The organism is Ralstonia sp. 1138 (assembly GCF_040544795.1).
GTDB classification, from domain to species: Bacteria; Pseudomonadota; Gammaproteobacteria; order Burkholderiales; family Burkholderiaceae; genus Ralstonia; species Ralstonia flatus.
This window is the reverse complement of the sequence record NZ_JBEPKQ010000002.1, coordinates 142,461-164,211: the sequence shown is the minus strand read 5'-3', so window position 1 is coordinate 164,211 and position 21,751 is coordinate 142,461. Positions and strand designations below refer to the sequence as shown.

At 64.1% G+C, this 21,751-nt stretch carries 21 protein-coding genes, 1 tRNA gene and 1 pseudogene; 17 read left to right on the top strand and 6 right to left on the bottom strand.

What is annotated here, in order from left to right; translation table 11 throughout:
* The first annotated feature begins 2 nt into the window (after positions 1-2).
* The 16 genes from ABIC76_RS08430 (at position 3) to ABIC76_RS08355 (ending at position 12,435) form a co-directional block, all read left to right on the top strand.
* Positions 3-821 (top strand): BON domain-containing protein, encoded by an 819-nt coding sequence (locus tag ABIC76_RS08430; RefSeq protein WP_102063861.1) that lies wholly within the window; start codon positions 3-5, stop codon positions 819-821.
* Between the two features lie 133 nt (positions 822-954).
* Positions 955-1,311, top strand: coding sequence for a c-type cytochrome (locus tag ABIC76_RS08425; protein ID WP_354533679.1), 357 nt, complete (start codon positions 955-957; stop codon positions 1,309-1,311).
* Complete coding sequence (locus ABIC76_RS08420) at positions 1,308-2,600, top strand: FCSD flavin-binding domain-containing protein (RefSeq protein WP_354533678.1); 1,293 nt, start codon at positions 1,308-1,310, stop codon at positions 2,598-2,600. The genes ABIC76_RS08425 and ABIC76_RS08420 overlap by 4 nt, the downstream gene beginning before the upstream one ends.
* Positions 2,601-2,721: 121 nt before the next feature.
* On the top strand, positions 2,722-3,609 hold the full coding sequence (locus ABIC76_RS08415) for an EamA family transporter (protein ID WP_102063864.1): 888 nt from the start codon (positions 2,722-2,724) through the stop codon (positions 3,607-3,609).
* 171 nt (positions 3,610-3,780) lie between these two features.
* Entirely contained in the window at positions 3,781-4,128 is a 348-nt protein-coding gene (locus ABIC76_RS08410) for a c-type cytochrome (RefSeq protein WP_354533677.1), read from the top strand.
* Positions 4,129-4,138: 10 nt separating this feature from the next.
* Positions 4,139-4,609 carry a thiosulfate oxidation carrier protein SoxY gene (gene soxY, locus ABIC76_RS08405; RefSeq protein ID WP_037027121.1) on the top strand — a complete coding sequence of 157 codons (471 nt, stop codon included), beginning with the start codon at positions 4,139-4,141 and terminating at the stop codon, positions 4,607-4,609.
* Positions 4,610-4,625: 16 nt separating this feature from the next.
* Complete coding sequence (soxZ, locus tag ABIC76_RS08400; RefSeq protein WP_102063865.1) at positions 4,626-4,937, top strand: thiosulfate oxidation carrier complex protein SoxZ; 312 nt, start codon at positions 4,626-4,628, stop codon at positions 4,935-4,937.
* A gap of 30 nt (positions 4,938-4,967) precedes the next feature.
* Positions 4,968-5,423, top strand: a complete 456-nt coding sequence (locus ABIC76_RS08395; protein WP_354533676.1) for a DsrE family protein — start codon at positions 4,968-4,970, stop codon at positions 5,421-5,423.
* 40 nt (positions 5,424-5,463) lie between these two features.
* A complete protein-coding gene (gene soxA, locus ABIC76_RS08390; protein WP_354534203.1) occupies positions 5,464-6,264 on the top strand; it encodes a sulfur oxidation c-type cytochrome SoxA in 801 nt (266 codons plus the stop codon).
* A 16-nt stretch (positions 6,265-6,280) separates the two neighbouring features.
* A complete protein-coding gene (gene soxX, locus ABIC76_RS08385; protein WP_104566650.1) occupies positions 6,281-6,940 on the top strand; it encodes a sulfur oxidation c-type cytochrome SoxX in 660 nt (219 codons plus the stop codon).
* 12 nt (positions 6,941-6,952) lie between these two features.
* Positions 6,953-7,453 carry a TlpA family protein disulfide reductase gene (locus ABIC76_RS08380; protein ID WP_354533675.1) on the top strand — a complete coding sequence of 167 codons (501 nt, stop codon included), beginning with the start codon at positions 6,953-6,955 and terminating at the stop codon, positions 7,451-7,453.
* Positions 7,450-9,171, top strand: a complete 1,722-nt coding sequence (gene soxB / locus ABIC76_RS08375; protein WP_354533674.1) for a thiosulfohydrolase SoxB — start codon at positions 7,450-7,452, stop codon at positions 9,169-9,171. Before ABIC76_RS08380 ends, soxB begins: the two co-directional genes overlap by 4 nt.
* A gap of 48 nt (positions 9,172-9,219) precedes the next feature.
* Positions 9,220-9,295: transfer RNA gene (locus tag ABIC76_RS08370), tRNA-Ala, on the top strand.
* Positions 9,296-9,422: 127 nt separating this feature from the next.
* Positions 9,423-10,478, top strand: coding sequence for a serine hydrolase domain-containing protein (locus tag ABIC76_RS08365; RefSeq protein WP_354533673.1), 1,056 nt, complete (start codon positions 9,423-9,425; stop codon positions 10,476-10,478).
* A 392-nt stretch (positions 10,479-10,870) separates the two neighbouring features.
* On the top strand, positions 10,871-11,587 hold the full coding sequence (locus tag ABIC76_RS08360) for a hypothetical protein (RefSeq protein ID WP_354533672.1): 717 nt from the start codon (positions 10,871-10,873) through the stop codon (positions 11,585-11,587).
* Between the two features lie 23 nt (positions 11,588-11,610).
* Positions 11,611-12,435 carry a hypothetical protein gene (locus tag ABIC76_RS08355; protein ID WP_354533671.1) on the top strand — a complete coding sequence of 275 codons (825 nt, stop codon included), beginning with the start codon at positions 11,611-11,613 and terminating at the stop codon, positions 12,433-12,435.
* Between the two features lie 273 nt (positions 12,436-12,708).
* Here the strand turns inward: ABIC76_RS08355 and ABIC76_RS08350 are convergent, their stop codons facing one another.
* Positions 12,709-13,182: a hypothetical protein gene (locus ABIC76_RS08350; protein WP_354533670.1), complete on the bottom strand. Its 474-nt coding sequence runs from the start codon at positions 13,180-13,182 to the stop codon at positions 12,709-12,711.
* Between the two features lie 857 nt (positions 13,183-14,039).
* Between ABIC76_RS08350 and ABIC76_RS08345 the strand changes: the two genes are divergently transcribed.
* Positions 14,040-14,996, top strand: a complete 957-nt coding sequence (locus ABIC76_RS08345; RefSeq protein WP_354533669.1) for a fimbrial protein — start codon at positions 14,040-14,042, stop codon at positions 14,994-14,996.
* A 40-nt stretch (positions 14,997-15,036) separates the two neighbouring features.
* Here ABIC76_RS08345 and ABIC76_RS08340 read toward each other — a convergent pair.
* The 5 genes and pseudogenes from ABIC76_RS08340 to ABIC76_RS08320 form a co-directional block, all read right to left on the bottom strand.
* Positions 15,037-15,120 (bottom strand): annotated as a pseudogene (locus ABIC76_RS08340) (IS5/IS1182 family transposase); the annotation flags it as partial.
* A gap of 216 nt (positions 15,121-15,336) precedes the next feature.
* Complete coding sequence (locus tag ABIC76_RS08335) at positions 15,337-15,684, bottom strand: copper-binding protein (protein ID WP_316891725.1); 348 nt, start codon at positions 15,682-15,684, stop codon at positions 15,337-15,339.
* Positions 15,681-18,845, bottom strand: a complete 3,165-nt coding sequence (locus ABIC76_RS08330) for an efflux RND transporter permease subunit (protein ID WP_354533668.1) — start codon at positions 18,843-18,845, stop codon at positions 15,681-15,683. Before ABIC76_RS08330 ends, ABIC76_RS08335 begins: the two co-directional genes overlap by 4 nt.
* Positions 18,842-20,374, bottom strand: a complete 1,533-nt coding sequence (locus tag ABIC76_RS08325) for an efflux RND transporter periplasmic adaptor subunit (RefSeq protein WP_354533667.1) — start codon at positions 20,372-20,374, stop codon at positions 18,842-18,844. The genes ABIC76_RS08330 and ABIC76_RS08325 overlap by 4 nt, the downstream gene beginning before the upstream one ends.
* A complete protein-coding gene (locus ABIC76_RS08320) occupies positions 20,371-21,684 on the bottom strand; it encodes a TolC family protein (protein WP_354533666.1) in 1,314 nt (437 codons plus the stop codon). Before ABIC76_RS08320 ends, ABIC76_RS08325 begins: the two co-directional genes overlap by 4 nt.
* Positions 21,685-21,751 lie beyond the last annotated feature (67 nt).

Genomic DNA, 21,751 nt, shown 5'->3' with positions numbered 1-21,751 from the left:
GCATGAAACTCTCGTCGCCTACGTTTGCCCGTTTCCGTCGCACGGTCACGCGCACCGCCGTGCTGGCCGCCCTGGCCGGCATTACCGCAACGCAGTTGACCGCCTGCTTCCCGCTGTTTGCGGGCGCCGTGGCTGGCGGCGTGGCACTTGCCACCGACCGTCGCCCGACCGCCACCCAGACCATCGACCGCGGCCTACAGATGGAAGCCGAGAACACGCTGATCTCGCGCTACGACGGCCGTGCCCACGTCAACGTGACGGTCTACAACCGCAAGGTCCTGCTGACCGGCGAAGCCGGCACCGAGCAGACCAAGCAGGAGATCGGCCAATACGCGCAGAAGCTGCAGAACGCGCGCGAGGTGGTCAACGAGATCGTCGTGACGCCGGAGTCGAGCACGTTCGGCTCGCGCACCAACGATACGTACATCACCACCAAGGTGAAGAGCGTGCTGGCCGGCACGGAAGGCGTGCCCTGGAACTCCATCAAGGTGACCACCGAAGCGCAGACCGTCTTCCTGCTCGGCGTGGTGACCGAGGCCGAGGGCAACAAGGCCACCGAAGCCGTGCGCACCGTGAGCGGTGTCAACAAGGTCGTGAAGGTGTTCGACTACGTGACCGAAGACGAGCGCAAGCGCCTGGACGCGAATGCCTCGTCGACCAACCCGTCGACGGCGCCCGACGCGTCGCAAGGCACCCCAACGCGTGCGCAGGGTACGCCGACGGCCACGCAGGCACCGGCGCCCGTCACGTCGGCCTCGCCGGGCGTGACCGTGTCGCCCACCACCTCGCCCGCGCTGCCGCCGGGCAAGCAGCTGCCGTAAGCGGCCTCGGCCACATCGCAATGCAAGAAACGCAGCCACCGCGCTGCGTTTTTTGTTGGCTGCGCGCATCACCGGGCCCACGGCGCGCCGTGCGTGTTAGCGTATGACGCTTCCGCGACTTCGCTGCCCCCCGATGCCCGTCGTCCACCGCCTTGCCGCCGCAGCGTTGCTTGCGGCGCTGCTGACGGCCCCCGCGCCCACTGTGGCCCATGCGGCCGATCTTCCCCCCACCAATCTGCAGGCCCGCACCTGGGCTGCCACGTGCGCCAGCTGCCATCACGCCGATACCGCGCCCGGCGCCAAGTTGACCGCGCAGACGCTGCCGCCGCTGGCCGGTCGCTCGCAGGCCGAGTTGATCGACGCAATGCAGGCCTTCCGCAGCGGCGCGCGCCCCTCCACGGTGATGGGCCAGATCGCCCGCGGTTATGACGATGCGCAGATCGCCGCCATTGCCGGCTGGCTGTCACGCCAACCCCAGGAGGCGCCATGAGCGAATGGCTGCGCAAGGATCGGCGCGCACTGCTGCGCGCGCTCGGGGCCACTGCGCTTGCCGGGCCGCTGGCCGCCTGCGCTTCGCTGTCGGGCGTGCGCAACGCGCGCGTGGTGGTCGTGGGCGGCGGCTATGGCGGCGCAACGGCGGCCAAGTACGTGCGCGTGTTTTCCGGCGGCCGTGTCGATGTCACGTTGGTCGAGCCGAACGCCGCGTTCGTCTCGTGCCCGCTGTCGAACCTCGTGCTGTCGGGCGACCGCGACATGGCGTCGATCACCGTGCCGTATGACGCGCTGGTCGAGCGCCACGGCGTGCGCTGGGTGCGCGACCGCGCCTCGGCCATCGACCTGGACGCAAAGCAGGTGCGGCTGGCCGGCGGCGGCACGCTAGACTACGACCGGCTGATCCTCTCGCCCGGCATCGACTTCGTGCCGGGGGCGATTCCCGGTCTCGCCAATGCGGCCACCGCTGCGCAAGCGCCGCACGCCTGGAAAGCCGGCACGCAGACGCTGGCGCTTCGCCATCGGCTCGAAGCCATGCCCAACGGCGGTACGGTGGCGATCAGCATTCCGCTGGCGCCGTACCGCTGCCCGCCCGCGCCGTACGAGCGTGCGTGCCTGATCGCCAACTGGCTGCAGCGCGCCAAGCCCGATTCGCGCGTGCTCATCCTCGATGCCAACGACGACGTGACCTCCAAGGGCGCGCTGTTCAAGCGCGTCTGGGCCGAGCGCTATCCGCAGCACATCGAATATCGCCCGCAATACAACGCCGTCGACATCGATGCCACGGGCCGCGTGCTCAAGTTCGATGTGCAGGACGACCTGCAGGCCGATGTCGTCAACCTGATCCCGCCGCAGCGTGCCGGGGCAATTGCCGTGCAGGCCGGGCTGGCCACGGCCAACGGGCGCTGGTGCGAAGTGGATTTCCTCTCGTTTGAATCCAAGGTGGCACCGGGCGTGCATGTGATTGGCGATGCCATCCAGACCGCACCGCTGATGCCCAAGTCGGGCCACATGGCCAATCAGCACGGCAAGGTGGCCGCCGCCGCCGTGGTGGCGATGCTGGCCGGCCACGCGCCCGACGCATCACCGCTGTATACCAACACCTGTTACAGCTTTGCCACGCCCGACGAGGCGATGCACGTGGCAACCGTCCACCGCTACGACGCGGCCGAGCACACCATGGTGTCGGTGCCCGGCGCCGGTGGGCTTTCCGATGCACCTTCCGTAGCGGAGGGCAAGCTGGCGCAAGGCTGGAGCCGTGCGATCTGGTCGGACATGCTGGGCTAAGGAAGGCAAGGCCGAGGCGCCGGCACAAACAATGCGCAAGATTGTGCAAGTCGCCTAGGCGGCCGGCGCCTACAGTGCGTCATGTGGCCGCACGGGCGGCCGTCTGAACCTTCCGATCATCATGTCTCCCAAGGATCTGCTGCTGGCCCTGACCGTTGTGCTGGTGTGGGGCGTCAACTTTGTCGTCATCAAGGTGGGCCTGCACGGCGTGCCGCCCATGCTGCTGGGTGCGCTGCGCTTTGCGCTGGTCGCGTTCCCGGCGGTGCTGTTCGTGCCGCGCCCCAAGATTGCGCTCAAGTGGCTGGTGGCTTACGGCGCCACCATCAGCTTTGGGCAGTTCGCGTTCCTGTTCTCGGCCATGTACGTGGGCATGCCGGCGGGGCTGGCCTCGCTGGTGCTGCAGTCGCAGGCGTTCTTTACGCTGACGATTGCCGCCATCGTGCTGCGCGAGCCGATCCGCTGGTTCCATCTGGCCGGCATGGCCGTGGCGGCGGGCGGGCTGGCTGTCATCGGCATGGCGGGCGGCGGTGCGGCCACGGGCATGACCACCGCCGGCTTCCTGCTGACGCTGTGCGCGGCGTTTTCGTGGGCCAGCGGCAATATCGTCACCAAGCGCGTCGGGCCCGTGAATGTGGTGAGCCTGGTGGTGTGGGGCGCCGTCATTCCGCCGGTTCCGTTCTTCCTGCTGTCGTACTGGCTGGAGGGGCCGGAGCAGATTGCGCATAGCCTGGCGAACATCAGCGCATCGAGCATCGGCGCGATCGTCTACCTGTCCTTTGGCGCCACCATCTTCGGCTACAGCCTGTGGAGCCGCCTGCTGGCGCGCTACGCGGCCAGCCAGGTTGCGCCGCTCACGCTGCTGGTGCCGGTGGTGGGGCTGGTGTCGGCGGCCGTGCTGCTGGGCGAGCGCCTGGTGCCCGCCCAATGGCTGGGCGGCGCCGTGGTCATGGCCGGGCTGCTGCTCAACGTGTTTGGCGGCCGGCTGGCGGCACGGCGGGCGATGGCCTGATCGCCGCATCCCCAAACCAAGCGCCCGGGCCGAAAGGTACCGGGCGTTTTGCTTTGCGGGCGACATTTGCGGGCGACATAGGATTTGGCCCGTTTCGGGCACAATACCGGGTCCGATTCCCGCCATTTCGCCCGCACACGCATGCGGGCAGCCTCGTCTTCTGGAGACCACATGAAGTTCGCCCCCACGCTCGCCGCTGCGGCGGTGCTGGCCGGCCTGGCGCTGTCCGCCACGCCCGCGCTGGCTGCCGTTGATGCGGCACGCGCCTTGTCCATCGCCAACCAGAACGCCTGCATGGGCTGCCACGCTGTGGACCGCAAGCTCGTCGGCCCGGCCTACCGGGACGTTGCCGCCAAGTACAAGGGCGATGCCGGCGCGCAAGCCAAGCTCATCAAGAAGGTGCGCGAGGGCGGCATGGGCAACTGGGGCCAGATCCCGATGCCGGCCAATCCGAAGATTGCCGAGGCCGATCTGAAAACCGTGATCGACTGGGTGCTCGCGGGCGCCCCGGCCAAGTGAGGAACGCACGATGAATGACGCAATCAACCTGAGCCGCCGCGACGTGCTGCGCGCTGGCGCCATGATGGCGCTGCTGGTGTCGGCCGGCATTGCCACGCCAGCCCAGGCGGCCGAGTGGAACAAGGCCGCCTTTGCCGTGAAGGGTGTGAACGACGTGCTCAAGCAACTGGGCGGCGGCGCGGTCGACAAGGGCGGCGCCGGCATCCAGCTCACCGCACCGGACATCGCAGAAAACGGCGCCGTGGTGCCGCTGGTCGTGACGAGCACGCTGCCGGGCACCGACCTCATCGCCATCCTGGTGGAAAAGAACCCGAACACGCTGGCCGCTACGTTCGCCATTCCGGCCGGGACCGACCCGTTTGTCAGCACGCGCGTGAAGATGGGCGAGACCTCGACGGTCTACGCCGCCGTGCGTGCCAATGGCAAGTGGGTGCTGGCGAGCAAGGAAGTGAAGGTCACCCTCGGTGGCTGCGGCGGTTAAACATCAGGAGAACAACATGGCAGACCCGATGCGCATTCGCGCGATGGAAAACGGCGGCACCACCGACGTGAAGATCCTGATGAAGCACGACATGGAAACCGGCCAGCGCAAAGACGCGTCCGGCAAGGTCGTGCCCGCCTGGCACATCACCAACGTGACGGTGCAGCACAGCGGCAAGACCGTGCTCGACGCGCAGTTCGGCCCGGCCGTGTCGAAAGATCCGTTCCTCAACTTCAAGTTCAAGGGCGGCGCCAAGGGCGACAAGGTGACGGTCACGTGGGTGGACAACCACGGCGACAAGCGCACCGACGAGACGGCAATCCAATAAGGTCGATTCAGCAAAGCCTCGGAGGCTCAAATGCGACGCAGCTTCTTTCGTGTGACCGCCGCACTGGCGGCCCTGGGCGTGGCCGGCAAGGCCGCTGCCCAGAACGCCCCGCGCGCTGGCGGCGCCGGTGCCCGCTACAAGGTGGTCTACCAGTTGAGCGAAGGCATCGACCAGGCCGTGCGCGCCATCGGCAACCTGCGCAACCACCTGAACGGCGCACCCGGCACGAAGATCGTGGTGGTGGCGCTGGGCCACGGCATTGATTTCCTCGTTGAAGGCGCCAAGGACGCGCAAGGCCGCTCGTTCGATGCACCGGTGGCGGCGCTGGCCAGCATGGGCGTGGAGTTTCGCGTGTGCCACAACTCGCTGATGGCCTTCAAGGTGCCGGAAGACAAGCTGCTGCTCGAAGCCAAGGTGGTGCCGGCCGGCGTGGTGGAAATCACCCGCTTGCAGCAGGAAGAAGGTTTCGCCTATATCAAACCGTAGGCGACCCACGGAGGGGACCGTGAAACACAAGACATGGACGATGGCGCTGGCTGCGGCATTGGTTGCCGGCAGCGCCGTCATGGCATCCGCGCAGGACGCCAAGGACAGCACCGCCGCCGGCATCGCGCAGTACCGCGAGATGCTGGCCGACGGCAACCCGGCTGAGCTTTGGGAAGCCGCCGGCGAAGAACTCTGGAAGAAGCCCGCCGGCCCCAAGCAGGCCTCGCTTGAAGCGTGCGACCTGGGCCTTGGCCCCGGCGTCGTGAAGGGCGCCTACGCCAAGCTGCCGCGCTACTTCAAAGACACCGGCCGCGTGATGGACGCTGAACAGCGCCTCATGCATTGCCGCATGACGCTGCAAGGCCTGACCAAGGAAGAGGCATCGGCCCGCCCGTTCTCGTCGCCGGGCAAGGCGTCGGACATTGAACGGCTGATGGCGTACGTTGCCTCCGAATCGCGCGGCGCGGCCATCGACATTCCGCTCGCCCACCCCGAAGAAAAGCGCGTGTACGAACTCGGCCGCCGCATGTTCTTCTACCGCGGCGGCGCGTATGACTTTGCCTGCGCCACGTGCCATGCCCAGCCGGGTTTGCGCATCCGCCTGCAGGAGTTGCCTGACTTGCTGACCGCCGACGGCGCGCGCTTTGCGTATTCCACGTGGCCGGGTTATCGCGTCTCACAGGGCGAGGTACGCACGATGCAGCACCGCCTGTACGACTGCCTGCGCCAGCAGCGCTTTCCGGAACCGCTCTACGGCAGCGAGGTGATTACCGCGCTGGAGATGTTCCTTGCCCGCAACGCCAACGGCGGCAAGATGGACGCGCCGTCCATCAAACGATGACACGATGAGGCCACGCATGACCCGACTGACCCCCATCGTTCTGACGGCACTCACATTGGCCCTGGCTGCCGGCACCGCCCACGCAGCCGACGCCGCCAAGGCCGTCACCCCACCCAAGCCCGAAGCCAAGGCCGACGCGGCACTCGCCAAGGTCATCCAGGAGAGCTTTGTCTCCAAGGGCCCCGCCACCGTGGAAGGCGTGACCGAGCGCGACGACGTGCAGAAGGTCTGCAGCCAGTTTGCCGACCGCAACGCCGTGCCCGCTGCGGTTGCCAAGAAGCTGGAAGACGCGCAATTCAAGACCATCCATTACCCCGCAGACAACAAATGGCTGGGCGACTGGAAGGAAGGCGAGAAGACCGCGCAGAGCGGCCGCGGCATGCAGTTCTCCGACCCGGCCGGCGGCGCGAACGGCGCCAACTGCTACGCGTGCCACCGCCTGTCGAAAGACGAACTGTCTTACGGCACCATCGGCCCGTCGCTGTATCAGTACGGCAAGCTGCGTGGGGATTCGGAAGCGATCCTGCGCTACACGTGGGGCAAGATCTACAACTCCAACGCGTATGCGGCGTGCTCCAACATGCCGCGCTTCGGGCACAAGGGCATCCTGACCGAGCAGCAGATTCGCGACGTGATGGCGCTGTTGTTCGACCCGGCCTCTCCAGTGAATCAGTAAGCCAGTAACGCCATGCACACGCTTCGACGGTTCCTGATGTGGGCGGCAGCGGCGATGGCGTTTGCCGCAAGCACCGTGCAGGCCGTCGAAGTGGGCGATGTGGTGGCGCTGCCCGACGTGCAATTGCTCGACGGCACGCGCGTGCCGGGCGATGCGTGGCGCGGGCACCCCGTCATCATCGCCACGTGGGCGTCGTGGTGCCCGTTCTGCGCGCTGCAGAACCCGCGCCTGCAAAAGCTCTACGACGCCACGCGCGGCACCGGCCTGCGCATCCTCACCATCAGCATCGACGCCAACCCGCAGCTCGCGAAGGATTACGTCGCCAAGCGCGGCTTCACCTTTCCGGTGACGATGGAAACCGATGCGCTGTGCGCCGCCACCGGCCCGCGCAAGGGCCTGCCCGAACTGCTCGTGCTCGACGCCAAGGGGCGCGTGGTGCGCAAGGAAGTCGGCGAGATGCTGGAAGACGACGTAGCCGACCTGGCCCGCTACGCTCACAGCCCCAAACAATGAACCGTCGCGAATTCGTTCAAGCCCTGGCGATTGCCGCAGCCGCCGGCCTGCGCCTGACCGACGCCCACGCCGATACGTTCAGCTACGACGTGCCGCGTTTCGGCAACGTCCACCTGCTGCACTTCACCGATTGCCACGCGCAGCTGCTGCCCATTGAATACCGCGAGCCCAGCGTCAACCTGGGCGTGGCGCAATGGGCCGGGCAGCCGCCGCATCTGGTCGGGCACGCGCTGCTCAAGCGTTACGGCATTGCGCCGGGCTCGCGCGCCGCGCATGCCTTTACGGCGCTGGACTTTACCGAGGCCGCCCGCCGCTACGGCCGCATGGGCGGCTTCGCGCATCTGGCCACGCTCATCAAGCGGCTGCGCGCCACGCGCCCCAATGCGCTGCTGCTGGACGGCGGCGACACCTGGCAGGGCTCCGCCACCGCGCTGTGGACCAACGGCCAGGACATGGTCGACGCGGCCCTCGCGCTGGGCGTGGACGTCATGACCCCGCATTGGGAGATGACCTACGGCGCCGACCGCGTGCGCCACGTGGTCGATCACGATTTCAAGAACAAGGTCGCCTTTGTCGCGCAGAACATCCAGACCGCCGACTTTGGCGACCCGGTGTTCGACCCCTACGTGCTGCGCGAGCTGAACGGCGTGCCGGTCGCCATCATCGGGCAGGCGTTTCCGTACACCCCCATCGCCCACCCGGCCGATTTCACGCCCGACTGGACCTTCGGCATCCAGGAAGAACGGCTGCAGAAGATGATTGACGAGGCGCGCGGCAAGGGCGCCAAGGTGGTCGTGCTGCTGTCGCACAACGGCATGGATGTCGACCTGAAGCTCGCCTCGCGCGTGCGCGGGTTGGACGCCATCCTGGGCGGCCACACGCACGATGCGGTGCCCGCACCCGTCAAGGTCAGCAACCCAGGCGGCGTGACGCTCGTCACCAACGCGGGCGCCAACGGCAAGTTTGTCGGCGTGCTCGATCTGGATGTGCGCGGCGGCACCGTGCGCGACATCCGCTATACGTTGCTGCCCGTGTTTGCCGATCTGCTGCCGGCCGACCCCGCCATGACCGCGCTGATTGACCGCGTGCGGGCGCCGTACAAAGACAAGCTGGGCGAAACGCTCGCCACCAACCGTGGCCTGCTGTACCGGCGCGGCAACTTCAACGGCACGTTCGACCAGCTCATCGTTGATGGCCTGATGCACGCGCAGGGCGCCGAGATTGCCTTCTCGCCCGGCTTCCGCTGGGGCACCACGCTGCTGCCCGGCGAGGCCCTGACCATGGAAGCGCTGATGGCCCAGACCGCCATCACCTACCCGGCGACCACGCTGACCGAGATGACGGGCGCCACCATCAAGACCGTGCTGGAAGACGTGGCCGACAACCTGTTCAACCCAGACCCGTACTACCAGCAGGGCGGCGACATGGTGCGCACCGGCGGCCTGCGCTACACCATCGACCCGATGAAGCCCATGGGCCAGCGCATTACCGACATGCGCCTGGGGCCGGGAAGCGGCAAGCCCATCGACGCCGACCGCCGATACAAAGTAGCCGGCTGGGCCGCCGTATCGCCCGAAGCCCGCAAGGCTGGCGGGCGCCCCGTGTGGGACGTGCTGGCCGACTGGCTGCGCGACCAGCGCGAAGTGACCGCAAGGCCGCTGAACACGCCGCGCATTGTGGGCATGGAAGGCAATCCGGGCATGGAAAACGGGGGTTAAACCCCCGATTGAAAGGGCTCCGGAAATTCGGCTAAACTTTGTCGCCACGGGCCGATAGCTCAGCTGGGAGAGCGCCGCGTTCGCAATGCGGAGGTCGGGAGTTCGATCCTCCTTCGGTCCACCAAGTTACTGGCAGCGTTTGATGAGCGATGCCCGAAAAAAAACCCGCGAAGCGTAGAGCGTCGCGGGTTTTTTGTTGCCGGTGTGGCGTGGCTTAGATAGGCGGGCTGCGATCAACGAGAGGGCGATAGATGGCAATTCCACGTCGATCATTCATTGCAGCCGGTGCGCTGGCGCCGTTCCTGGCATCTTGTGCAACCGACCTTTCCAAGTTCGGCGGCGAACCCTTTCCAGCTCTCGCTCATCGGCTCCGTGTTTGCGCGGCAAGCTACGCCATCCTCGCGGCTGGAAAGCCCAGCACCGCCACGGTGGTGTCAAGTTGCTCGCCAGATCGCCCCATTCAGCCTGGCGCTGTCTATCAAGCGGCGTCTCTGACCAAGCCCGTGACCGCGTTTGTTGCGCTGAATCTGGTGCGCGAGGGGCGGCTCGATTTGCAGGCGCCGGTTTCGCGCTATCTGCCGGATGGCTACGAACACCGTCAGCACCCCTTTAACCCCCAAAAGGCGGCCCTGGTCGATCTCGTCCCTGCGAGCACATTGGCGCAGATTCCTGTAGCAACGCTGCTGAATCACAGCTCGGGTCTACCAAACTGGACGAGCGGCAAACTCGTTCCTGCGTTTGAGCCGGGCACGCGATGGCAATACTCGGGCGAGGGCTATGTGCTCTTGCAGGCGGTGATCGGTGCCGTGACTGGCGAGGCGTATGAAACCTGCGTGTCGAAGTCTGTTTTCCAGCCGATCGGCATGCGCCATTCCGCACTGCATCTGACGGACACCATTCACGAGCGCCTGGTAAACGGCAGTTCACGCACCCAGTTGGTGTTCAGCGAGGCCAACGCGGCTGCGTCGCTTTACACCACGGCGGAGGACTACGCAAAGCTCATCTCGGCACTGCTGGCCGACACCGCCTTGCTGGACCTGACCCTCGCCAAGCCCATCGACGTTGACCCTGCATTGGGCCTGACGTGGGGGTACGGATGGGGCATCGAGACGACCAACCACGACGCATACCTCTGGCATTGGGGAAACAACCCCGGGTATCGCGCATTTGCCATGGTGTCGCTGTCATCTCGGAACGGATTCGTTCTCTTTACCAATAGCGCGGACGGAATGCCATTGGCCGCTCCGCTCGCGCAGGCCACCATTCCGGCAGAGCACCGTGTCTTTCGTTTTTCGATGCTTGGCTGAGAGCCAGGGGCTGGACAGCGAAGGCCTGAGTTCTACGCACAGTCACAAGCTGCCTAACCCATTTGATTTACGACGAGACTAACGCCAGCGAGGAGGCTCGTGGTTCCGGTCACATAAGCACACGGCGCTTTCCCCTTAAAAATCAAAGAGAAACATCGAAGCGGGCGAACAGCCGGGGAAGGGCGTTCGGCAGTTGCAAGGCCTTATCCATTTTTGAGCCTTAGCAAAGCGAGCGTTCGACACCCCAATTTGTGGCATTTCGCGCCGAATAAATTCGTTGTAGCGTAGGTCCTCGCCGGGAGCAGGTGCACCACTTATATCTGGCCAGCGGATTATGTCCGGCACGGTTCCAGCAAATAACAAACAAGCCGCCATAGAAAGGGGTGAGGGTCGTGGGAGTACAAGATCGCGATTGGTTCAGAGACCGTCGAGAGCCGCAGCTGCGCAATCCCGACTGGCAGAAGGAATACGCCCGCTGGTATGGCAAGCCACCCCAGGGCGCCAAGCAGGGTGTGCACTGGATTATTTCCTTGATGGTGTGGGTGGCCGTTCTTTTGGTCGTCTACATCGCCGCGAAGCAATTGCGGCTCACTGGCAACGGCACAGCCGTGCCGAGCCAGCAGGCTGCTTCAACACAGCCGGCCCCCACCGCGACGCCGCCACAGCGTCAGCCGGTGCCCACCGTGCAGCAACCCACAGCACGGGCCACCACGCCTCCGGCCGGCGTCAACAAATGCGTGATCAACGGACAGACGGTCTACACGGAAGCGCCGTGTGGGCAGGCGATGCGCGCGCTCGTCGGCAATGTGCCCACCGAGGCACCGGGCAACGCTCGTCAACGTGAGATGGAAGAGGCTGCGGCAGCGGCGAAGCGCGCGGAAGAGCAGCTTGCGCGGCAGTGGGATCAGAGGACGGCGCAGCGGGATCGGGACTTGGCGGCTGAGGCGGTTGCGGTTCAGCAGCAGGTCAGCAGTGTTAATGCGGAGTGCGCGCGGCTTAAGGCGGATCGAGATGGGATTTTGCGGCTGTCTGTGACGACGCAGCAGATGTCGCCGTGGCGGGACAACTTGAATTACATCCGTAAGCGGATGAATGAGTTGCATTGTTGACACGTTAACCCCGGCAATCACACATGCGTGAACCGAACTTCTCTGAATCGCAACTCCAGCAAGCCGTGAATACAGCTTTCATCCGCAAAGTTTTTGAGCATCATGGCCACTGGGCTTTCGCCCATGTGCCGTCCCTTTTCGCTGAATTTGATCTCGGATGGGATACGGCTTTTCATCTTCCATGGTTGCGCCACGCGCCCATGCCAAATGGCGAAGGCTGCAATTTCTTCCTTCAATACAAACTCTCCGGGCAGCTTACGAGTCAGGGCGCAAAAGAGTGGTCGCACTGGGGAAGAGAGTACTTTCGCTTCAAGATTCCACACAGAACTCGTGATGCCTCTGGTGCGTTCATAGATGACTTCCATCAATGGGATAGATTGAAAGAACTTGCTGACAATGGGTACCCGACCTTTTACGCCACGAATTCAACCCTGAGCAAAGCCGAACTCCAAGCCAAGTTCGATTCTGGTTCTCTGCTTGATTACGTTCCTTTGTTGGACGTGAGAACTATTGGTGGTGTGCACAAGCATGTGACTTTCACACCAACGTCGAAGATCTTTGCTTTGCATAGCGAGAAAGAAGAGTCCAAGAAGTCGAGTTTTACGCGGGTGCTCGGCCTTCTCGCAGATGAAGAGCAATCGTCTCTGTGGGAATCCACGGAGAAGCTGCTTGAGGTACTAAAAGACATGGGGGAAGACGATGAAGGCTGGCGTCGCGACCTCGCTCGGTGGCGCGGCGATCCAAATCGATCAAGGCGAAATGACTTTTGGACTAAGCGATTATTCCTCGCTTCATTCCTGCGCAGACACGTTGGAGTTCAACTCCTATGGCTTCCGAAAGAGGAGTAGGCGCGAAGCGTTCTGGAATATACAAACCGGGGTAGAGCTTGATCGACGCCTATCGGCAACGTGATTCGTCAGAGACAAGTGAATACTGCTTGGACGGGCGAGCGAACCGCGCAGATTTCTTCGCCCCAGTTGGTAGCCCTTTGGCCATCAACTCACTGGCAGAGTTGAGACGCCACCATAATTGGGGCGCCACAAAAAAAAGCCCGCGAGCCTCTCAGCATCGCGGGCTTTCTCACATCTAGGCCACCATCAAACCATCAGCAGCCCCTCACCTCACTCCCCAACCACCTCCTCCGCCTTCTTCCGCGGCCCCCGGCTAAACCGCGCCGACAACGTACGCCGCGCCGAATCCAACCCTTCGCCCTTACCCGCAACCTTCAGGTACGTGTAACCCTCCAGCGCGGCCGTCATCAGATCACTGCCCATCGCCAGTTGCGAATCCTGCATTCGTTCCAGCAACTTCTCCACGCGGGCGAGGCGAGGGCGGAGGGTGTCGAAGCCCACCAGGTCACGTCGCATTTCCTGCAGGTTGAAATTGGCAGGAAGCACGCTGGGGTTGTTGCTCAGCAGTTCCACGGCCTGGCGGCAGAACGCTTCGGATTTGTCGCCCATCTTCATGAGCGTGCTGCGTTGCTCGACTGACAGGCCGATCAGGCCGACGAGCTTCTCTTCCAGTGTCTTCAGCGCACTGTCAATGGCGGTCAGGTCGGTGGCGCTGGGTTGAAACGAGATCAAGTTCTGAGACATTGCGTTCCTTCTAAAGCGGATATCAACGTCATGCCGATTGGCACAACCCGATGAGGTTGGCTACCGCTGCGGCGTATCGCAATGCTGTACACAACTTTTGACGGAAACCGCTGGCACATGGGGCGGGCACACCCGCCCACGCCGTTCGAGTGTTGGAACGTGAAGCGCGAGCCTCGGACAGTCGAATTCGACTCTCTGACGCTGACACTCGACCCTCAGACAGTGGAGCGTGACCCTCAGACAGTGAAGTTCGAGTGTTTGAGGCTCAAACGCGACCCTCAGAGCGTCGAATTCGACTCTTTGACACTGACGCTCGACCCTCAAACAGTGAAACGCCAGTGTTTGACCCTCGCGTTCCACTCTCTGAGGGTGAAGCGCCACTGTTTGAGGCTGGAGCGGGACCTTCCGACCGTCGCTCCCGACGAATCAAGAATCCAACTTTTGGCGCCGGCCGCATCGCTATAATCCATCCCGCTGCCGCACCAACGGCAGTCGGGTCTGGCGATTCGACATACTCACAACGAGCGTCCGCTTGGCGGATACGCTCGCGCACACTCGCGCATGCCTCCTATGGCGGGCCGGGTGGGGAGACCGCAAGGTCTGCCGGTTGCCGTGAGTACCGGTTCGCCAGCCCCGCCGTCAGGCCCGCCACCTTCGTCTGGCGACGAGAAGGCGGACCTCCGATCAATACTCACGGAGGCTCTATGCCAAATAGTCCAAGCGGGAACCGCCCCGCGTCGTACCCATCTCCACCTTCAACACCCCCCCACGGGTCTACGTCTTCCCGCGCGAGCGGACTCACCAAAAACCACGTCTACCTGAACGGCGCACTCGAAGCACGGGCGTATCTCAAACTAATGAAGATGCACCGGCCCGGTCTGAAAGACATGCGCGTGGTGGGGCGGGCAGTAGCGACGACGCTGTGCTTGACTGCGGCCACGTCCGCTTTCGGCACGGATTTCCGTCCTTTTACTACCGCACTCTCACTGCCCCGGGATGTTGCGGCTAACACGGTTGTGGCCAGAGACTATTTGACGCCTCAAAAGTTATGTGGCGAGGGCACATGCAGGTTGGTGAATTTCCTTCCTTTTAGCCAGATGCACTTCCTCCCGAGTGACGTACAGGGCGTGGCGGTGACCGGACCGATCGTTGCCACGGAAATCAAAGGCTTGAGGATGCAAGTCCTTGTCAATGGGGAGCCTCAGACAAGATTGAATGAAGATCAGTCGCCCATCACATTCTCTTCGCCCATCGAAATTCAATTGCTGAGGGACAGTACCCCCGAGTTGATTAACGGAACAACCGATGCCATTCAGTTCTGGTTCTTCACAAAGACAACGTCGGGATCCGACAGGATCATTAACTACATCCGCCTTAACACGAGGCTGACCCGAGTCGAAGGAAGCTGCTCGGTGCCAAGTCAGACCGTAGAGCTGCAACCCACCCGCGCAAGAAGCTTGACTGGTATCGGCGCAACGGCCGCCGAGCGCAGCTTCCAGATCAGCATTAACGACTGCCCGAAGGGATACAACAAGATCTTCTACAGGCTCAAGCCGGTGGGCGACACGATCGAGACTTCGGCGGGTGTATTGCCGCTTTCGCCCGAATCGACCGCCAAAGGCGTGAGGATCAAGGTAACTGACGGTGCGGGGGCGCCTGTTGTATTCGATACGTCCACCAGAATCGATGACTACAACAAGGACACCGGCGGTTCGTTCTCAATCCCGATGCGGGTGTCCTACGTTCAGACCGAAGCCAACGTCACGCCCGGCACGGTGAATGGCGCCATGTCGGTGCTGATGGAGTATCAGTAACGAGCGGCGGCGCGGAGGCGATCGACTGTAAGCGCCGCCAACAAAACCGATCGACGAATCGGCAGCAGATGACGGCGCAAGCCAGAGTGAGCAAAGCGAGATGAGTATCAAGAGGGCGCCAGAAGGAGACGCTCATCTCGCTTCGCGATCTAGCCGCCATAGAGCGGCGTGGCTACAGCCAATAACAACAGATTGACGCATTCCCGTGACGGGCGGGAATGCCTGGGTAAGGCGGGCGTGACAGTTGGGCATTCGCTGCTGGATTTGCTCGCTTCCAGTCAGAAGCGGTCCCTCCAGAGGAGCAGCCTGACTGCCGTGCTGGCAGCCAGACCTTCGCCAATTATTGGCGGTTCATCTCCACTACAGTCGGTTGGCCATTGACCATATCAAAGACCGCCATCACCTTGTCTCCTTCCTTGAAGTTCTTGAGTGCAGCCTTGTCCTTGACGGCAAACGTCATCGTCATGGCGCCCATGCCGAGGTTGTCGATATCACCGTGCTTGAGGGTAACCTTGCCGGTGTCGGGGTAGACCTTGCGGACTTCTGCTGCGACGGGCTTCGGGCCCTGGCTGGACTGACTGGCCTGGGCCGCTGTCTTCATGTCCATACCTTCCATGGGCGTGGCTGCCAATGCAAGGGGCGACGTGGCCAGCGCCAGAGTAAAAGCCAGAGCGGATGCGTATGTCATTGTGAGACCTCGTGTTGAACGTGGGGTTGGGAAGAGGACCGTGTGCCGCGCCTGCGCAGTAGCAGGTAAACAGCAGGAACAACAAATAGCGAAAGCAAAGGCGCGGTCACCATGCCGCCGACCATCGGCGCGGCGATGCGTTGCATAACTTCGGAGCCCGTGCCGTGCGACCACATGATCGGGATCAGGCCAGCCAGGATGACGGCTACCGTCATGGCTTTGGGGCGCACGCGCAGCACGGCGCCTTCCTGGATGGCATCGAGCAACGCGTCCGTGGTGGTCAGGCCCCGCTCTTGGCGCTCGGTCCAGGCCTGTTTCAGGTAGAGCAACATGATGACGCCGAACTCCGCCGCCACGCCGGCTAGCGCAATGAAGCCGACCACACCCGCGACCGACAGGTTGTAGCCCAACGCATACAGCAGCCAGAACCCGCCAATCAACGCCAGCGGCAGCGTGCCCATGATGAGCAGCGCCTCGTCGATGCGGCCGAACACCAGATACAGCAGCACGAAGATGATGAGCAGCGTGAACGGCACGACCACCTTGAGCTTGGCGCTGGCGCGCTCCAGATATTCGAACTGCCCGGACCAACTGAGCGCATAGCCGGCGGGCATTGGCACCGCCTTGGCTATCGCGGCCTGCATGTCGTGCACCGCCGATCGCAGGTCGCGCCCGCGAATGTCGACGTACACCCAGCCCGAAAGTCGCGCGTTCTCGCTCCGCAGCATCGGTGGCCCTTGCACAACCCGAATGTCGGCCACGTCGGACAGCACGATCTGCTGGCCACGGTCGGTCACGATCGGCAGACGGCGCAGTTGTTCGACCGAATCCCGGTAGTCGCGCGGGTAGCGTAGGTTGATCGGGAAACGGGCCAGCCCGTCCACGACTTCGCCCACGTTTTCACCACCGATGGCGGAGGCCACGATGTTCTGCACGTCGTCGATGTTCAGGCCGTAGCGGCCGGCTGCCACACGGTTGATGTCAACATCAATGTAGCGCCCGCCTGAGAGCCGTTCGGCGAGTGCCGAGGTCACGCCGGGAACCGTTTTGACCACCGCTTCGATCTGCGTAGTAAGTCGGTCGATCTGCTGCAGGTCGGTGCCCGCCACCTTGATGCCGACCGGGCTCTTGATGCCGGTAGCCAGCATGTCGATGCGGTTTCGGATGGGCGGCACCCAGATGTTGGACAGACCCGGCACCTTGACGACGCGGTCCAGTTCTTCGACCAGCTTGTCGGTCGTCATGCCGGGGCGCCATTGGTCGCGCGGCTTGAACTGGATGGTGGTTTCGAACATCTCCATTGGCGCTGGGTCGGTGGCGCTGTCAGCACGGCCCGCCTTGCCGAACACGGTAGCGACTTCTGGCACGGTCTTGATGAGCCGGTCCGTCTGCTGCAGCAATTGCGCCGCCTTGCCGGCCGACAATCCCGGAAGCGCCGACGGCATGTACAGCAGGTCACCTTCATCCAGCGGCGGCATGAATTCGCCGCCCGTACGCAGGATCGGCCAGGCCGTGGCTGCCAGCAATACGAGGGCAATCGCCACCGTCGCTTTCGGGTAGGTCAGAACGCGAGCCAGCACCGGCTGGTAAAGGCGGATCAGCCAGCGACTGAGCGGGTTCGACTGCTCGCTGGGGATGCGCCCGCGAATCAGATAGCCCATCAGCACGGGCACCAGCGTGACTGACAATCCGGCGGCGGCGGCCATCGAATACGTCTTGGTAAAGGCCAGCGGTGAGAACAACCGACCCTCCTGCGCCTCCAGTGTGAACACCGGAATGAACGACAGCGTGATGATCAGCAGCGAGAAGAACAGCGCCGGCCCCACCTCTGCAGCCGCTTCACCGATGATGCCCCAGCGCTCATGCCCGGTGAGATCGCGCTCTGGATGCGCCTCGTGCGAGCGCTCCAGATGCTTGTGCGCGTTCTCGATCATCACGACCGCCGCGTCCACCATCGCGCCCACCGCGATGGCAATGCCGCCCAGCGACATGATGTTGGCGTTCACGCCCTGGTAGCGCATCACCAGAAACGCGGCCAGCACGCCCAGCGGCAGCGAGACGATCGCCACCAGCGCAGAGCGCAGGTGGAACAGGAACACCGCGCACACCAGCGCCACGACGATGAACTCTTCGATCAGCTTGTGCGTGAGGTTGTCCACCGCGCGGTGGATGAGCACAGAGCGATCGTAAACCGGCACGATTTCCACGCCCGCCGGCAGGCTTTTTTGCAGCGTGGCGAGCTTGGCTTTGACAGCGTCGATGGTCTCCAGCGCGTTCTTGCCGGAGCGCATCACGATCACGCCGCCAGCGACTTCGCCCTGGCCGTCCAGTTCGGCAATGCCGCGCCGCATCTCGGGCCCAAGCTGGATAGTGGCGACATCGCCCAGCCGCACGGCGATGCCGTTGTCGCTCGTCGTTAGCGGAATCTGCCGGAAATCGTCGAGCGTTCTCAGGTAGCCACTGGCGCGCACCATGTATTCGGCTTCGCCCAGCTCAAGCACGGAGCCGCCGGTTTCCTGGTTGGCGCCCTTGAGTGCCACCAGCACCTTCGCCTGTGGCAGGTTGTACGCGCGCAGCTTGTCCGGCTGCAGCACCACCTGGAACTGCTTGACCATACCGCCCACGGAGGCCACTTCCGCCACGTTCGGCAATGCCTTCAGCTCGAAGCGTAGGAACCAGTCTTGCAGCGCCCGCAGTTGAGCCAGATCGTGCTGGCCCGTTTTGTCGACCAACGCGTATTCATAGACCCAGCCCACGCCCGTCGCGTCCGGGCCCAGCGCCGGCTTGGCCGCTGCCGGCAAGCGCGACTGCACCTGATTCAGATACTCCAGCACGCGCGAGCGCGCCCAGTACAGGTCGGTGCCGTCTTCGAACAACACGTAAACGAACGAGTCCCCGAAGAACGAATACCCTCGGACCGTCTTGGCGCCCGGCACCGACAGCATCGTGGTCGTGAGTGGGTACGTGACCTGGTTCTCCACGATCTGCGGCGCCTGCCCGGGGAAGGGCGTGCGGATGATGACCTGCACGTCCGACAGATCGGGCAGCGCGTCGAGCGGGGTGCTCCGTGCCGCCCACAGCCCCCACGCCGTCAGCAAGACGGTTGCGAGCAACACCAGGAAGCGGTTGCGGATGGAAGCAAGAATGACGCGCGCGATCATGGTTTGCCTCCAGCGTCGCCTGCGGGTTCCACTGCGGAAAGGACCGCCATGCCGTCCTTGTCGAGATGGAAACGGAAATGCACCCGGTCGCCCGGCTTCAGCCCCTTGGGCAAGCCATTGGGCGGCGAGGCAAAGTCCATGGTCATTGCCCCCCAGTGCAGTGAGGGAATCGGCCCGTGCGAGAGCGTGAGTCCATCGCCGTTTACGGCTTCAATACGGCCGGTGCCCTCGTGTTCGTTGGTGGCTGCGGCGGGCGCGGAGGCCACTGACGGCGTCGTCATCCGTTCCGTGGTGCCACGCAGGCTGGCTTCGGAGTCGATCAGGAACTGGCCGGAAGTGACGACCTTCTGCCCCGCCTGCAAGCCATGCAACACCTCAACCTTGCCGTCGACTTCGCGCCCGGTTCGGACCTCCGTAGGCACGAAGCCGGCCTTGGCATCATCGACCATCACGATGCTGCGCTCGCCGGTGCGGATCACCGCTTCAGACGGGATCAGCAGTGCTTCCTTGTCCTGTCCGCCGTCAAATCGCACGGTGGCGAACATGCCCGGCACGAGCCGCTTGCCCGGGTTCGCCAGCACGATGCGGACCTTGACCGTGCGCGTAGCCGTATTCACATCGGGCAGGATGGCGTCCACCTTGCCCGTAGCCGGATCCATCAGGGCGGCGGCGGTGACCTTGACCGGCGTGCCCGGTTGTACTGTGCGCACCTGGGCTTCCGGCACTTCCGCAACGACCCACACACGGCCGAGATCGGCCAACCGGAACAGCGTCATCCCGGGTGAGACCGTCATGCCGTCGCGCACGGCGATCTCCGTGACGAAACCGTCGATCGGGCTGGTGATGGCCAACGACGGCTGCAGCTTGCCCGACGCACTCACTGCGCTGATCTGGCCCGGCGTCATACCTGCCTGCAGCATGCGCGCCTTGGCTGCTCCCACGAGATCGGACTGGCCATGTGCAGCTTGGCGTGACACCGCCAAGTATTCCTCTTGCGCTGCCACCCAATCCGGCGAGTACAGCGACACCAGTGCCTGCCCGCGCCGCACCGGATCGAACATGGCGCGCACCGACACCTGCTGCACGAACGCGCTCGTGCGTGCCTGGATGACTTGCACGCTGCGCTCATCCACAGCCACATTGCCCGGCGCTTCCAGCACGCCGCCCAGGTGGCCGGATTGGACCTCAGCGGTGCGGATGCCCAGGTTCTGCGCGACGCGGCTGTCGATGGTGACGCCACTGCCGCCCGCGTCTCCATCTGCGTAGACGGGCACGAGCTGCATATCCATGAAGGGCGATTTGCCCGGCTTGTCGAAGCGCTGGCCGGGCACCATCGGGTCGTGCCAGTACAGCACCTTCTTGCCGGTTTGCGGGTCGATGTCACCCGCCTTGAGACTGGACGTATTCGACGCAGACGTTGCGGCTGGAGCCACCTGCATACCGCGCGACAGCCCGACGCGATAGCCGCCATAGGCCACAGCGCCGATCATCAGTGCACCCGCCACCGTGGCGATGAGCGTTTTGTTCATTGAAGGCTCCCGATGGAGGATGCAGCGGGTTCGGTCTGGGCAGTAGGTAGCGGCACAAGGAAGGCCAGGTCGGCCCACAGCTTGGCCGTCTTGGCTTCCAGCGTCAGACGTTCTTGTGCAATGTCGATGGCGCGGTGATTGGCCTCCGCCACGGCCGAGAGCGAGCCGGTGTTGCTGCGATAGGCCGTCAGGGCTGCATCCGCCTGCGCGTTGGCCAGCGGCAGCGTCGTCTCGTCATAGCGCTTGAGACGGTCCAGGTTGCGTCGCAGTTCGGCCAGCCGGGTCGCGACAAGCGCTTGCGTATTGCGCCGCAGGATTTCCCACTTGGCACGCGCCTCTTGCGCTTGGGCGAGCTTGGCCGCCACCTCTCGGTCCTGCCGGTTGCCTTGGTCCCACGGCACGGGGAAGCTGATGTTCAGCGACCCCATGTTCGAATACGCGGAGCCGCGCTGGCTATACATCAGCTCGACTGTCACGTCGGGTTTCTTAGATTCGGCCGCCGCGCGGATTTCCGATTCCGCCAGCGCAACGTCGCGTTGGGCGGCAGCTACTTCGGGCACTTCATCGAAGGCGTCTGCCGCGAGGCGTTGGGTGGATGCAGGTACCTCCAACCGCGGGCGGTCGCCCAGCGGGCGGCGTGCAGCTGGGCCAATCCAGCGCTCCAGGTTTGCCGTCGCAATTTCGATCGTCGAGCGATTTTCATCCTGGCGGTCATGCAGCTTCTGGACTTCAAGATCGGCGGCCAGCACGTCGGCGCGCGTGCCACGGCCGCCGCGGTAAGCCGCCATTGCCGCCTGGCGAGTCAGGTCCAGCGGGTGCCCATGGTGGCTGAGCAGCACGTCGGTCTGCTCGGCGTACCAGCGGTCCAGCCACGCGGCGACGGTGTTGCGCTGCACCTCTGCAAGACCGGCAGTGCGACGCGCTTCGGCGGTGGCAGCTTCGGCGGTGTAGCGGTCAGCCTTCGCGCGGCGCTTGTCCGCACGCGTGAACTCCTGCATCACGCTGATGGAGCGCTGCGTCATGGAGTCTCGGGTGAGCGAGAACTGATCCGATTTGTTGAGCGGGACGTTATCGAGCCCAAGTTTGAGCACCGGGTCTGGCAATTGACCGGCGGCGACGGCCATCTCATTGGCAGCCTGAATGGGCGCGCGGGACGTTTCTGCATCGGCAGAACGGGCCGACGCGAGGCCGATCGCCTCTTGTAGGGAAAGCGTGTCAGCGGGCTGGCCGTGCGCCAGTCGACTGCTGACAAGCAGGATGGCAGCAAGCGCAAGCCAGCGCCCGCCGCATGGGGAACAACGCAAAAGCATAGAACCTCCGCAAAGCAACGATCACCCCACCGCGCAGGCGGCAGGGCACGAAGAACGCGTTGCTTCG